The organism is Nonomuraea sp. NPDC050394, assembly GCF_044459065.1.
Taxonomy (GTDB): Bacteria; Actinomycetota; Actinomycetes; order Streptosporangiales; family Streptosporangiaceae; genus Nonomuraea.
Genome location: NZ_JBITIO010000001.1, coordinates 1,274,983 through 1,287,190, shown reverse-complemented (window position 1 = coordinate 1,287,190; position 12,208 = coordinate 1,274,983). Strand labels below are relative to the sequence as shown.

Sequence of the window (12,208 nt, the reverse complement as noted above, 5' to 3'; positions counted from 1 at the left end):
TCCCTGCTCAGAGCGGGTAGAGAGGGATGCGTGATCGGTGCGCACGTGATCGTCGGGTACACCGGCGACGCTGGAGGACGGGACGCGCTCGCGCTGGGGACCGCGATCACGCAGGTCACCGGCGGTGAGCTCACGGTGGCGACCATCTACCCGCCGGGCAGCCCCGGCCAGGCGGTCGAGGCGCAGGCGAACCTGGCCCACGCGGCGGGCGAGCTCGGCGAGCGGCCCGCGGAGTACATGGCGTTCGAGAGCCGCGGCGCCGGCCGCGGCCTCGCGGTGCTGGCCAGCCGGATCAAGGCGGACCTGATCGTGGTCGGCTCCGCGGACGGCGGGCAGCACGGCCGCATCGCGATCGGCAGCACCTCCGACCATCTGCTGCACCTGTCGAGCGAGGCGGTGATGCTGGCCCCGGCCGGCTACCGCCCGCCGGCGGCGCCGACCCGGCTGACGCTGGCGTACGTGCACCGGCCGCAGTGCGACGAGGCCGTGGAGCGGGTGGCCCAGGCGGCGCTGCTGCTCGGGGTGCCGCTGCGGCTGATCACGCTGGACCTGCGCACCGAGGACGCCGGCCGGCTGCGCGACGACCTCGCCCTCGCCGTACGGCTGGCGTGGGAGGGCACCGGCATCGAGGCCGAGGCGGAGATCGCCGAAGGCTACGACGTGGCGGCCGCGATCGGCGCGGTCGAATGGCCCCCGGGCGACCTGCTGGTCTGCGCGAGCAGTGAGGACGCGCAGGCGCACCGGGTCTTCCTGGGCGAGCTGGCGATGAAGGTGCTGCGTGCCTCGATCTGCCCGGTGGCGGTGCTGCCCCGGGGCTTCAACTGAGCCGGGCGTAGAGCTCCAGGTAGCGCTCGGCCATGATGGACGGGGTGAAGCGGGCGCGGGCCTCGCGGCGGCACTCCTCCGGGTCGAGGTCGTCGACGCGCCCCAGCCATTCGGCGAGTTCCTCCTCGGTGTCCGCCAGGAAGCCCGTACGGCCGTGCTCGACCAGTTCGGGCAGGCAGCCGCGGCGCAGGCCGATCACCGGGACGCCCAGGGCCAGGGCCTCGACCACGGCGGTGCCGCCCGGCTCGTCCCACTGCAGGGGGAAGAGGGCGGCCCTGGCGGTGCCGTAGAGCTCGTCGCGCCGGTCCCCGGCGACGCCGCCGGCCCAGCGGACCAGGTCGCCGTCCAGATGGGGGGCGACGTGGTCGCGGTGGTAGCGGACGTCCGGGTGTCCGTGGAGCGGATGTTCCGGGTCTTCCAGGACACGTTCCAGCTCGGCGGGGCCGCCGATACCGCTGACCGGGCCGGCCAGGACCAGCGGCAGGCCGAGCTTCTGGCACACGCGGACGGCGACGTGCTGGCCCTTGAGCGGGCAGATGCGGCCCATGACCGCGAGGTGCGCGCCGCGCGGGAAGCGCAGGTCGCGCCCGGCCAGCGGGGTGGCCAGGTGGACCGCGCCCACGGCGGCGGCGCGCAGGGCGGCGGGCGCGCGGGTGAGCTGGTCGTGGGAGACGCCGTTGACGGCGATGTCCCGGGGCCAGGCCCCGTAGAAGTCGGGGTGCTTGCGCAGGTCCCAGTGGAGGGTGTGGAGCACCGGCGGCCCGCCGAGCGCCGACAGCACCGCGGGGCCGACGACCTCCAGATGATCGTGGACGAGGTCGATGTCGTCGCGGCCGCGTAACTCCCGCGCCACCCGCGCCTGGTGGGCGTGGGCCAGCCCCATCACCTGGTTGTACGGCTTCTGCAGGTGGGCGAACTGCCCCTCGGGGAAGGCGGCCACCAGTTCGTCGGCCTCGACGGTGCTCGACCCCACCGAAGCCAGCACCACGCGTACGCCACGCTCGCGCAGCGCGGGCACCAGCGTGGCCACCACGTTCTCGATCCCGCCGTAGCCGGGCGGCGGTACCTCCAGCCACGGGCCGGCGTTCATCAGGATGTTCACGCGACGTCCTCCTCGATGGCCAGTGAGGCCAGCGGCGGGCGCTCGGCCACGGACACGTCGGCGCGGGCCGCCCGCCGTTCGGCGTCGAACTGGAGCAGGCTGTGCGTGGGCGCCGCCACCGACACCACCCGGCCCTGGCGTTCGAGCCTGGTCCACGCGGTGAGCATGATCTGGGCGGCCATGCGGCCGAGCGCCGCCGTGGACTGGTGCGCGTGGGTGCGGCAGCCCAGGTCCACCTGGGCCATGGCGTCCAGGCCGACGAGTTCGAGCAGGTCGACCAGCAGGCCGAGCTCCACCCCGTATTCGGTCGCGAACGGCACGCGTTCCAGGGCCGTCCGGCGGGCCGCGTATTCGCCGCCGAGCGGCTGGACGAACCCGGATAGCTCCGGCCACCACAGGTTGAGCAGGGGCCGGGCGACGAGTTCCGTGACCCGGCCGCCCTCGCCGCGCATGCCGTTCAGCGGGCGCTCGTAGGCGCCCTTGACGAACTGCACGCCCGTGTCGAGCAGCAGCGGCCCGAGCAGGCCGGTGACGAAGGAGGGGCGGAAGTCGCGCAGGTCGGCGTCGACGAAGACGACGAGGTCGCCGGAGCTGGCGGCCAGTCCCTTCCACAGTGCCTCGCCCTTGCCCGACAGCGGCGGCAGGTGGGCCAGCACGTCGTCCTGGCGCACGACCGTGGCGCCCGCGGCGGTGGCCACGGCGGCGGTGGCGTCGGTGGAGCGGGAGTCCACGACGACGATCTCGTCCACCAGGTCGGCGAGGTCGCGGCGGATCACCGAGACGATCAGCCCGACCGTGCGTTCCTCGTCGCGGGCCGGGAGAACCACGCTCACCGTGGTCGCCCCCTTGGCGGCCACCAGTGCGTCCGGCGACCAGTCGGCGGCTCTGCTGGTGCGCCGCCTGTACCAGTCCCGGACCCGCGGATCCGTCTCCATGCGCTCACCCCGATCGTCTCAGGTCACGGATGGCGACACATGCCCTGCCGATAGGAGTTCGAACATTTTCGTTTGTTCATCAGCGGATGTGGGATATGCCATCCTGTGTCGCCAATAACTCGAATCGGCATCATAGGTGCTGGAAATGTCGCCGCTCGTCACGCAGAGGTACTCTCGACATTCCCCGACGTGACGATTGCCGGAATCGCCGACGCGGTTCCCCACAAGGCCGAGGCACTGGCCTCTCGGCATGACTCCCTGGCGTACGGGAGTCACACCGACCTGCTGGACGCCGGCGGACTGGATGCCGTCTACGTGTGCGTGCCACCTTTCGCGCACGGTAACCCGGAGATAGATGCTTTGTCGTGCAATCTTCCGCTTTTTGTAGAAAAGCCGTTAGCAATTGATCTAGAAACCGCGGAAAAGATCGGCGCCGAGATAGCCCGCCGCGACCTTCCCTCCGCCGTCGGTCACCACTGGCGCTACCTCGACATCCTGCAGAAAGCCCGCGAACTACTCGACGGGCGCCCCGTACGGCTGGCCCTCGGCCACTGGCTCGACAAGGTGCCGCCCGTGGACTGGTGGCTGCGTACCGAAACCTCCGGCGGCCAGATCGTCGAGCAGGCCGTCCACGTGCTGGACCTGGCCAGGGTGCTGGTGGGCGAGGTCGCGATGGTGCACGCCGTACCGTCGGACGGGGCGGCGGACGGCGAGATCGACCGGGCCACGGCGGCGGTGCTGCGCTTCGCGGGCGGCGCGGCGGGCACGCTGGCCGCCACCAGTCTCTGCGCGGGCAAGCAGCGTGCCGGGCTGGAGGTGCACGCCGAGGGCGTCACGCTCGACCTGGGCGAGGAGCGCCTGGTCGTCGACGGGCGCACGGTGATCGAGGACGGCGGGGCCGCCAAGGTCCACGTGGACCGGGAGTTCGTCAACGCGGTGCGGGGGAAGCCGGCCGACGTACGCGTGCCGTACCACGAGGCGCTGAAGACGCATCGTCTGGCGCACGCGGTCGCGCGGTCGGCGGCCACGCGGGAGCCGGTGGTGCTGGATGGCTGAGGTGCTCAGCATCGACGGGCCGGAGCGGGTCAGCCTGATCTCGGAGCCGATGCCCATGGCGGCGCCGGGCGGCTTCCTGGTGGAGACCGTCTACAGCGGCGTCTCCGCCGGGACCGAGCTGACCTACGTCAAGGGCACCAACCCCTACCTGAACACCTCGTGGGACCCGGCGCTCGGGTTGTTCGGCACGGGCGGGCCGGTGATGGCCTACCCGGTGCGCGGCATCGGCTACATGCAGGTGGGGATGGTCGTGGACAGCCGTACCGACGCGGTCGCCGCCGGGCGGATCGTCGCAATGGCCTACGGGCACCGCACCGCCTACGCCGCCGACCCGCTGCGCGACCGCTTCGTCGAACTGCCGCGTGACCTCGACCCGCTGCTCGGGATCTACGCCGCGCACATGGGGCCGATCTGCGCCAACGGCCTGCTGCATGCGGCGCACGACCTGCTCGGGCCCGGCGTGCGCGACCTGCTCGACGGGGTGCGCGGGCGGCGGGTGGTGGTCGTCGGGGCGGGCGTGGTCGGGCTGCTGGTGGCGGCGTTCGCGGCGGGCGCGGGAGCCGGGACCGAGGTCGTGGTGGTCGACGAGACCCCCGCGCGGCTGTGCGTGGCCGCCGCGCTCGGCGTGGAGACCCTGCCGGCCGAGGACGCGTTCCAGCTGAAGCGCCGCTGGCGGCACGGCCCCAACGACCACGGCGCCGACGTGGTCTTCCAGTGCCGCGGCCAGGAACGGGCGCTGGCCCTGGCGCTCAAGCTGCTGCGCCCCCAGGGCAGCGCGATCGACCTGGCCTTCTACACCGGCGGCGCCGGCCTGGTACGGCTCGGCGAGGAGTTCCACCACAACGGCCTGAGCCTGCGCTGCGCGCAGATCGGCCGGGTGCCGCGCGGCATGGCCCATGCCTGGGACCGCGACCGCCTCTCGCGCGAGACCGTCGAGCTCCTGCACCGCATCGGCCCGTGGCTACGTGAGCACGTGATCACCGACGTCGTCCGCTTCGGCAAGGCGCCCGAGCTCCTTCGCGATCTCGCCGCCCGCCGCAGGCAGGCCCTCCAGGCCGTGCTCTGCCGCGACGTCCAGGATGAGCGCGGCTGACCAGCTGAAGTCACGGCAGCCGTGCCCGGCGCGGGTGAACGGGTCGAAGTACTCGCGAAAGCCCGACCGGGCCACCGCGCCGACCATGCCGTCGGCCAGTGCCTCGGCCAGGTCGGGCCGGCGGTGCCGCAACCCCTGCCAGACCAGCCAGGTCAGGTTGAGCCAGCTCGGCCCGCGCCAGTAGCGGGCCGGGTCGAACTCGGGGGTGCCGGGGGCGTAGCTGGGCAGCAGCCCGTTCTTGATCTCGAAGCGGTCGAGTGCGGTGCCGATGAGCGCGTGGGCGATCTCGCGCGGCAGGTCGGGCAGCATGAGCGGGACGAGCCCGGCGGCGCTCTGGGAGCGGATCGGGCAGCCGGTGCTCGCGTCGCGGGCGTGGAACAGGCCGTCGTCGTAGAGGTGGGCGACCATGGCCGCGGTGATCTCGGCGGCCTCGCGGTGGTGCGGGTCGGGGTCGAGGCCGATCGCCTTGGCGATGCGGGCCAGTGACGTCTCGGCCACGCCGTACGCGGCGTTGAACAGCGGATCCTCGACCGCGAACGCGCCCGCCCTGCGGTAGCCGGTGTCGCGGTAGGCGCGGGCGAGCGCGGTGTAGCGCTCGTAGTCGCGGTCGGTGGGCCGCTCGTCGGCGCTGACGTGGGCGAGGTCCTTGCGCCGCGCGCCCATGGGCCCGGCCTGGACGGCGGCCAGCGGCACGTCCCAGGAGGGGCTGTTGTCCATGCCGGACTCCCACGGGTGCACGATCGAGATCAGGCCGTCCGCCGAGCGGCGCGCGGTTCGCAGGAACCGCTGCTGGGCCACGAGCCGAGGGTAGATGCGGCGCAGGAAGGCGGGATCGGGATCGGCCAGGTGGACCCGCCAGGCGGCCAGCGCGTGAACCGGCGGCTGCACGATGCCCGAGGTGGCCGAGCCGGAGGGCGCCCGGACCTCCCAGACGTCGGGGCCGGGGAAGTAGGCGCCGTCGGGCACCTCCGGGTTGAAGACGATGTGGGGCACCCGCCCGTCGCGCCACTGCGCGCCGAACAACGACAGCAGCTCGGACCTGGCCCGCCGCGGCGACCAGCGGGCGTTGCCGATCGCGACGAAGGCCGAGTCCCAGCTCCACTGGTGGGGGTAGAGCCGCCGCGAGGGCACGGTGTAGCTGCCGTCCCAGTTGGCGACCAGGACGCGCACCGCCTCGCGGATCACAGGAACTTCCTGACGAACGCCGCCGTCTGCGGCAGCACGATCTCCGGCTCACCGCGAAGCCGGCACTCCAGCGCCAGGTAGCCCTCGTACCCGGTGGCGTCCAGCGCGGCCAGCTGGGAACCCCAGTCGAGGTGCCCGGTGCCGGGCTGGTTCCTGTTGGACTCGCTGATCTGCATGTGCGCGAGGTACGGCGCGGCCTCCACCAGCGAGCGGCAGGGATCGTCCTCCTCGATGTTCATGTGGTACGTGTCGCCGACGACCTTGATCGCGTCCATCGAGCAGTAGGACACCGCCTCGGCCAGGGTGTTGACCATGTGGTTCTCGTAACGGTTGAGCGGCTCCAGCATGATCAGCACGCCGTTGCGCTGCGCGTGCTCGCCGAGCACCCCGAGCGCCTCGGCCAGCACCTCACGGTCCTCCCCCGGGCTGCGCGGCGGCTCGAACGGCGGCAGCCGCCGCGAGAACTGCCCCCAGGAGGCGGGCGTCATGACCCCGATCCCGCCCAGCTCGGCGATGACCGTGAGCTGGGAGCGCAACTGCTGGATGGCGTCGGTGCGCTTGGCGGCGTCGAAGTCGCCGATGAAGTGCGGCATGTCCACGCATACGGTCGGCATGACCACGCCGTCCGCGAGCGCCCGCTTCAGCTCGGTCAGCCGCCCGGCGAAGTGGAAGTCGCCCTTCCCACGCAGCTCGATCGCGTCGAATCCGGCATCGACCGCGAAGGCGAACTTCTCCTGCAGGGTGCGCCCCGGCAGCAGCTGCTCCTGTACGGCAAGCTTCACGCTGGCTCCTTGAACTTGAAGACGAGTTGGAGCACCTCCGACGGGCGGCGGTCGATCAGCTCGAAGGCCTCGGCCGCCTGGGCGGCGTCCATGACATGACTGACCAGGTCTCCCGCGCGGACCTCGCCGCGGTGGACGAGCTCCATGAACGTGCGCTGGAGCCGTTCCACGTCCCATCGGTGCGCCAGCCACGCGGCCACGCCGCCGATCTGCGAGGAGACGAGCTGCACCTGGTTGTGGTGGAACTCCTCGCCGAGCCGCAGCCCGAGGCCGTCACCCTGGTAGAACCCGGCCGCGACGACCCGGCCGCCCCTGCGGACGGTCCTGATGGCCTCGTGCAGGCCGGTATGGCTGCCGCTGAGCTCGACGGCGACGTCGGCGCCCACGACGCGTTTGCGGATGAACTCGGCCATCGAGCCCTCCCGTACGTCGTAGGTCTCGGCGGCGCCGAAGCGCCGGGCGAGTTCGAGCCGCTCGGGGATGGCGTCGGCGGCGACCACGCGGGCGCCGCTGAGCACGGCCAAGCGGGTGGCGAGCAGGCCGATGACGCCCTGGCCGAAGATCGCGACCTGGTCGCCCAGGTGCAGGTCCGCCGCGTGGACGGCGTTGAGCGCGATGGCGCCGACGCGGGCGAAGACGCCGGTGAGCGGGTCCGCGCCGGGCGGCATGAGATGCCCGGCGAGCCGCTCGGCGGGCACGACGGCCTCCTCGCGGTGGCCCCAGATGCCCCAGACGACGCTGCCCACCATCGGCTCGCGTACGTCGGGAGCGGCCTCGACGACCTCGCCGACCTCCTGGTAGCCCCAGCCGGTCAGCGGGTAGGCGTGTGTGCGGCCCTCGACGAACAGCCGTTGTTCGGTATCCCACTTTTTCGTGAGATACGGGTTGGTGCCACGGTAGGCGGTGAGTTCCGTCCCCGCCGAGACACCTGAGTAGATCGTGCGGACCCGCACGCAGCCCGGCTCCAGCTCACCGGTTGGCTCCAGACTGACGCGGACAGCACCTGGCCCTTGAATGGTGATGACGTGCATTCCCCACACTTACGCTTTTTTATCAAACAAAAGTCACAGGTTTAGTGCTCGTTTGCATGCGATAGTTGTGTAATCAGCACTCGTAAGTCTACGACTTTTGTTGGAGGTAGCCGATGAAATTGGGGTTCCTAACAGCGTGTCTTCCGGAAAGCAACCTTTCCGACATCGCACGCTGGGCCGTCGACCGGGGATTCGAAGCACTGGAAGTGGCCGGATGGCCGGCAACGGATGCCCGAAATCACATCAGAGTAGAGCGTTTCGATGAGTTCGAATACGAGCGGGTCAGGCGAATCTTCGCGGACACCGGACTCGCCCTTTCCTCGATCGCCTACTACGAGAACAACCTGCACCCAACCGAAGGGCCGCAGGTGAACGCGCACGTGCGGCACTGCGTCGAGGCGGCCGCCGCGCTCGGCTGCCCGACCGTGGGCACCTTCGTCGGCCGCGACGCCGGGATGACGGTGCACGACAACCTCAAGAAGGCCGAGGACGTTTTCGGTCCGCTGGTCGAGCACGCCAAGGGGCACGGGGTCGATCTCGTCATCGAGAACTGCGTCATGAAGAGCTGGCACCCCGACGGGTACCCGGGCAACCTGGCCTACTCGCCCGAGCTGTGGGAGTGGATGTTCGGGCTCGGGCTCAAGCTCAACTACGACCCCTCACACCTGGTGGCGCTGGGCATCGATCCGGTGGCGGCGGCGCGGCCGTACGTCTCGGAGATCGCGCACGTCCAGGCCAAGGACACCGAGATACTCGGCGGCCGGATCGACCACACCGGGTTCTTCGGCCCGATCGGCGGCGAGAAGGGCTGGTACCGCTTCCGGGTTCCCGGCCGCGGGCAGGTCGACTGGACCAGGGTCATTGACGCACTTCAGGAAGGCGGGTACGACGGGGTGGTGTCGGTAGAGCACGAGGATCCGGTGTGGAGTGGCGACCCGGCGAGGGTCCGGACCGGTCTCGGGATCGCCTATCACACGTTGCGGCCGCTCATCGCGGGGTAAAGGCGGCCCAACCCCTTTCGCGGGGGCCTTGCCGGAGACCTGGCGTCGGGCTGCTCGGAGCGCCGGGTGCAGACCGAGGAGCGTGCCATGCCAGGAAAGGCAACCGCCGTTCTCAGCGCCGCCGCGCTGGTCGCGGCCATGACCGCCTGCGGGGACGGCGGCGGGGGCAGCCGGCCCGCCGCCGCCACGGAGATCACCGTCTGGACCGAGGAGAACCTCCCGGACCGGATGGACGTCCAGAACAAGATCGTCAACGAGTTCACACAGAAGACCAAGATCAAGGTCAAGCTGGTGCCGGTGGCCGAGGACCAGTTCAGCCAGACGCTGACCGCTGCCGCCGCCGCGGGCGACCTGCCCGACGTGATCGGCGCACTCCCCCTGGCGGCGGTACGCGAGATGGAGGCCAACGACCTGCTCGACACCGAGACGCCGGGCAGGGTCGTCGACCAGCTCGGCCGCGCCACCTTCTCCAAACGGGCGCTCGACCTCAACACCGCCGACGGCAAACTGCTGGCCGTGCCCAGCGACGGCTGGGCCCAGCTGATCCTCTACCGCAAGGACCTGTTCGAGAAGGCCGGGCTGGAGCCGCCGGACACCTACGAGAGGCTGCAGGCCGCCGCCGCCAAGCTGCACGGCCCCGACGTGGCCGGCATCACGCTGGCGGTCGCGCCCAAGGACTCCTTCACCGCCCAGAGCTTCGAGCACGTGGCCCTGGCCAACGGCTGCGAGCTGGTGGACGGCTCGGGCAACGTGGCCCTGGCCTCACCCAGCTGCGTGCGGGCCTTCACGTTCTACTCCACGCTGGCCAAGCAGTACTCGGTCAAGGGCAAGCAGGACGTCGACTCGACCCGGGCCACGTACTTCTCCGGCAAGGCGGCCATGATGATCTGGTCGTCGTTCATCCTCGACGAGATGGCCGGGCTGCGGAACGACGCGCTGCCTTCCTGCGCGGCGTGCCGTACCGACAAGGAGTGGCTGGCCGCGAACACCGGCGTGGTGACCGCGCTGAAGGGCCCGGACGGCGCCGCGCCCGCGCAGTACGGCGAGATCGTCTCCTGGGCCGTCACCCGCGACGCCGCCAAGGACTCGGCGGCGAAGTTCGTCGCGTACCTGATGAACGAGGGCTACGAGCGCTGGATGGGCATGGCGCCCGAGGGCAAGTTCCCCACCCGTCCCGAGTTCGCCGGCGCGTGGGCCAAGCTGCCGGCCGGCGTGGACACCAAGAAGCCGCTGGCCGAGCTGTACCCGGCCGCGACGCTGGAGGCGCTGCGCAAGAGCCCCGACACCTTCGGCCGCTGGGGCATCCCGCAGGGGCAGGGCAAGCTGGTCGGCGTCACGATGGGCGAGTTGCCGGTGCCCAAGGCGCTGAGCGGGATCGTCGAGGGCTCGCTCACGCCCGAGGCCGCGGCGGCGCAGGCCAAGGCGGACGTGGAGAGCATCAAACGCGGGATCCGTCAGTGAAGGGGACGCTCCGGCAGCAGGAGGGCAGAGCCGGGCTCGCGCTGATCTCGCCCACGCTGGTGGTCACGCTGGTCGTGGTCGTGGTGCCACTGCTGTGGGCGGTCATGCTGGCCTTCCAGGACGTCCGGCTGATCAACATCAGGCGGGTCGGGATCTTCGGCCACTACACGCTGGAGAACTTCACCTACGTGATCTCCGAGCCGGGCTTCTGGTCGGCGCTGGTCAACACGCTCGTGTACACGGTCGCCGGCACGGCGCTGTCGATCGCCGTCGGGCTGGTGGCCGCGCTCGCGCTCCGGGACAGGTTCCCCGGGCGGACGCTGGTCAGGGCCTCGATCCTGGTGCCGTACGTGGCGCCGGTCGTGGCCGTGGCCTTCCTGTGGGAGGTGATGCTGAACCCGCAGTACGGGATCGTCAACACCTGGCTGAGCGAGCCGATCGCCTTCCTGTCGCAGGCCCGCGGCACCTTCCTGGGCATCGAGGTCCCGGTGGCGCTGCTGACGGTGATCGCCTTCGAGGCCTGGCGGTACTTCCCCTTCGCCTTCCTGTTCATCCTGGCCCGGCTGCAGGCCTTGCCCAAGGAACTGGACGAGGCGGCCGTGGTCGACGGGGCCACGCCCACGCAGCGCTTCCGCTATGTGATCATGCCGCAGCTCTGGCGGATCATCGCCCTGCTGTCGGTGCTGCGCTTCGTCTTCACCTTCACCAAGTTCGACGACGTCTACCTGCTGACCGGCGGCGGCGCCGGCACCGAGGTGGTCTCGGTGCGCGTCTACAACTTCCTGACCGCGCGCGACGACATCGGCGCCTCGGCCGCGCAGGCCATCGTGCTGGCCGTGGTGCTCGTCGTCTTCCTGGTGATCTACCTGCGCTTCTTCTCGGGAGGTGCGCGTGAGCAGGGATAGGTTCGAGCGCGCGCTGCTGCGCGCGCTGCGGCCGCTGGTGATCGCCTTCCTGTTCGTGATCACCGCGTTCCCGTTCTTCTACATGGTGATGCTGTCGGTGCGCGACATCCAGGAGCTGATACTCGAACCAGGATCACTCTGGCCGAACGCCTTCACCCTGAGCACCTACGCCGACGTCCTGACCCGGCAGGGCTTCCTGACCTTCATGGGCAACAGCGCGATCATCGCCGTCTCCTCGGTGGCGGTCACACTGCTGATCTCCATCCCGGGCGCGTACGCCGTCGCCAGGCTGCGCTTCTTCGGCCGCCGGCAGGTGCACTTCCTGTTCCTGGCCGTCTACCTCTTCCCGGCCATCGTGCTGGCCATCCCGCTGTTCGTGCTGTTCACGATGATGGGCCTGCGCGGCTCGCTGGCCGGCCTGATCCTCGTCTACATCGCCCAGACCGTCCCGGTCACCGTGTACATGCTGCGCAATTACTTCGAGACCGTCCCGCAGAGCGTCGAGGAGGCGGCGGCCATCGACGGCTGCTCCCGGGTGGAGACCATCTGGCGGGTGGTGCTGCCGCTGTCCAAGCCGGCGCTCATGGCGACCGGGCTGTACGTCTTCATGATCGCCTGGAACGAGTTCTTGTTCGCCCTGCTCTTCCTGGTCGAGCGGCGGGAAAGATGGACGGTCTCCCTCGGGCTCTCCCAGCTGGCGGGCAGTATCGAGATCCCGACCACGGTTCTCATGGCAGGATCGGTGGTTCTGACGCTGCCCATCGTGATCGTCTTCTTCGCCAGCGAGCGGCTGCTGACCGAAGGGCTCACCGCCGGGGCGGAGAAGGGATAG

11 protein-coding genes and 1 pseudogene are annotated in these 12,208 nt (G+C 70.7%); 7 read left to right on the top strand and 5 right to left on the bottom strand.

Annotated features, from left to right (window positions below):
- Positions 1–30: 30 nt before the first annotated feature.
- Positions 31–825, top strand: a complete 795-nt coding sequence (locus tag ACIBKY_RS06330) for a universal stress protein (protein ID WP_397094857.1) — start codon at positions 31–33, stop codon at positions 823–825.
- Here the strand turns inward: ACIBKY_RS06330 and ACIBKY_RS06325 are convergent.
- Entirely contained in the window at positions 818–1,927 is a 1,110-nt protein-coding gene (locus ACIBKY_RS06325) for a glycosyltransferase (protein WP_397094856.1), read from the bottom strand. The two genes, ACIBKY_RS06330 and ACIBKY_RS06325, sit on opposite strands and share 8 nt — an antisense overlap.
- On the bottom strand, positions 1,924–2,862 hold the full coding sequence (locus tag ACIBKY_RS06320; protein WP_397094854.1) for a glucosyl-3-phosphoglycerate synthase: 939 nt from the start codon (positions 2,860–2,862) through the stop codon (positions 1,924–1,926). Before ACIBKY_RS06320 ends, ACIBKY_RS06325 begins: the two co-directional genes overlap by 4 nt.
- 105 nt (positions 2,863–2,967) lie before the next feature.
- Between ACIBKY_RS06320 and ACIBKY_RS06315 the strand changes: the two genes are divergently transcribed.
- On the top strand, positions 2,968–3,918 hold the full coding sequence (locus ACIBKY_RS06315; RefSeq protein ID WP_397094853.1) for a Gfo/Idh/MocA family protein: 951 nt from the start codon (positions 2,968–2,970) through the stop codon (positions 3,916–3,918).
- The gene (locus ACIBKY_RS06310) at positions 3,911–5,011 is read left to right on the top strand and encodes a zinc-binding dehydrogenase (RefSeq protein WP_397094852.1); all 1,101 of its coding nucleotides are present in this window, start codon (positions 3,911–3,913) and stop codon (positions 5,009–5,011) included. The genes ACIBKY_RS06315 and ACIBKY_RS06310 overlap by 8 nt, the downstream gene beginning before the upstream one ends.
- 9 nt (positions 5,012–5,020) lie before the next feature.
- Here ACIBKY_RS06310 and ACIBKY_RS06305 read toward each other — a convergent pair.
- From ACIBKY_RS06305 to ACIBKY_RS06295, 3 genes and pseudogenes are all read right to left on the bottom strand, one after another.
- A pseudogene (locus tag ACIBKY_RS06305) lies at positions 5,021–6,142 on the bottom strand (MGH1-like glycoside hydrolase domain-containing protein); the annotation flags it as partial.
- A gap of 50 nt (positions 6,143–6,192) precedes the next feature.
- Entirely contained in the window at positions 6,193–6,978 is a 786-nt protein-coding gene (locus ACIBKY_RS06300; protein ID WP_397094851.1) for a sugar phosphate isomerase/epimerase family protein, read from the bottom strand.
- A complete protein-coding gene (locus ACIBKY_RS06295; RefSeq protein WP_397094850.1) occupies positions 6,975–7,931 on the bottom strand; it encodes a zinc-binding alcohol dehydrogenase in 957 nt (318 codons plus the stop codon). Before ACIBKY_RS06295 ends, ACIBKY_RS06300 begins: the two co-directional genes overlap by 4 nt.
- A 191-nt stretch (positions 7,932–8,122) precedes the next feature.
- Here ACIBKY_RS06295 and ACIBKY_RS06290 point away from each other — a divergent pair, with 191 nt between their 5' ends.
- The 4 genes from ACIBKY_RS06290 to ACIBKY_RS06275 all read left to right on the top strand — a co-directional run bounded on the left by ACIBKY_RS06290 (position 8,123) and on the right by ACIBKY_RS06275 (position 12,208).
- Positions 8,123–9,010 (top strand): sugar phosphate isomerase/epimerase family protein, encoded by an 888-nt coding sequence (locus ACIBKY_RS06290; RefSeq protein ID WP_397094848.1) that lies wholly within the window; start codon positions 8,123–8,125, stop codon positions 9,008–9,010.
- Positions 9,011–9,097: 87 nt separating this feature from the next.
- A complete protein-coding gene (locus tag ACIBKY_RS06285) occupies positions 9,098–10,471 on the top strand; it encodes an ABC transporter substrate-binding protein (RefSeq protein ID WP_397094847.1) in 1,374 nt (457 codons plus the stop codon).
- Positions 10,468–11,376, top strand: coding sequence for a carbohydrate ABC transporter permease (locus tag ACIBKY_RS06280; protein WP_397094845.1), 909 nt, complete (start codon positions 10,468–10,470; stop codon positions 11,374–11,376). Before ACIBKY_RS06285 ends, ACIBKY_RS06280 begins: the two co-directional genes overlap by 4 nt.
- Entirely contained in the window at positions 11,363–12,208 is an 846-nt protein-coding gene (locus ACIBKY_RS06275; protein ID WP_397094843.1) for a carbohydrate ABC transporter permease, read from the top strand. The genes ACIBKY_RS06280 and ACIBKY_RS06275 overlap by 14 nt, the downstream gene beginning before the upstream one ends.

Coding starts and splice junctions, on each gene's coding strand:
- ACIBKY_RS06320 (WP_397094854.1), bottom strand. CDS start 2,862: ATGGAGACGGATCCGCGGGTCCGGGACTGGTACAGGCGGCGCACCAGC.
- ACIBKY_RS06290 (WP_397094848.1), top strand. CDS start 8,123: ATGAAATTGGGGTTCCTAACAGCGTGTCTTCCGGAAAGCAACCTTTCC.
- ACIBKY_RS06310 (WP_397094852.1), top strand. CDS start 3,911: ATGGCTGAGGTGCTCAGCATCGACGGGCCGGAGCGGGTCAGCCTGATC.
- ACIBKY_RS06285 (WP_397094847.1), top strand. CDS start 9,098: ATGCCAGGAAAGGCAACCGCCGTTCTCAGCGCCGCCGCGCTGGTCGCG.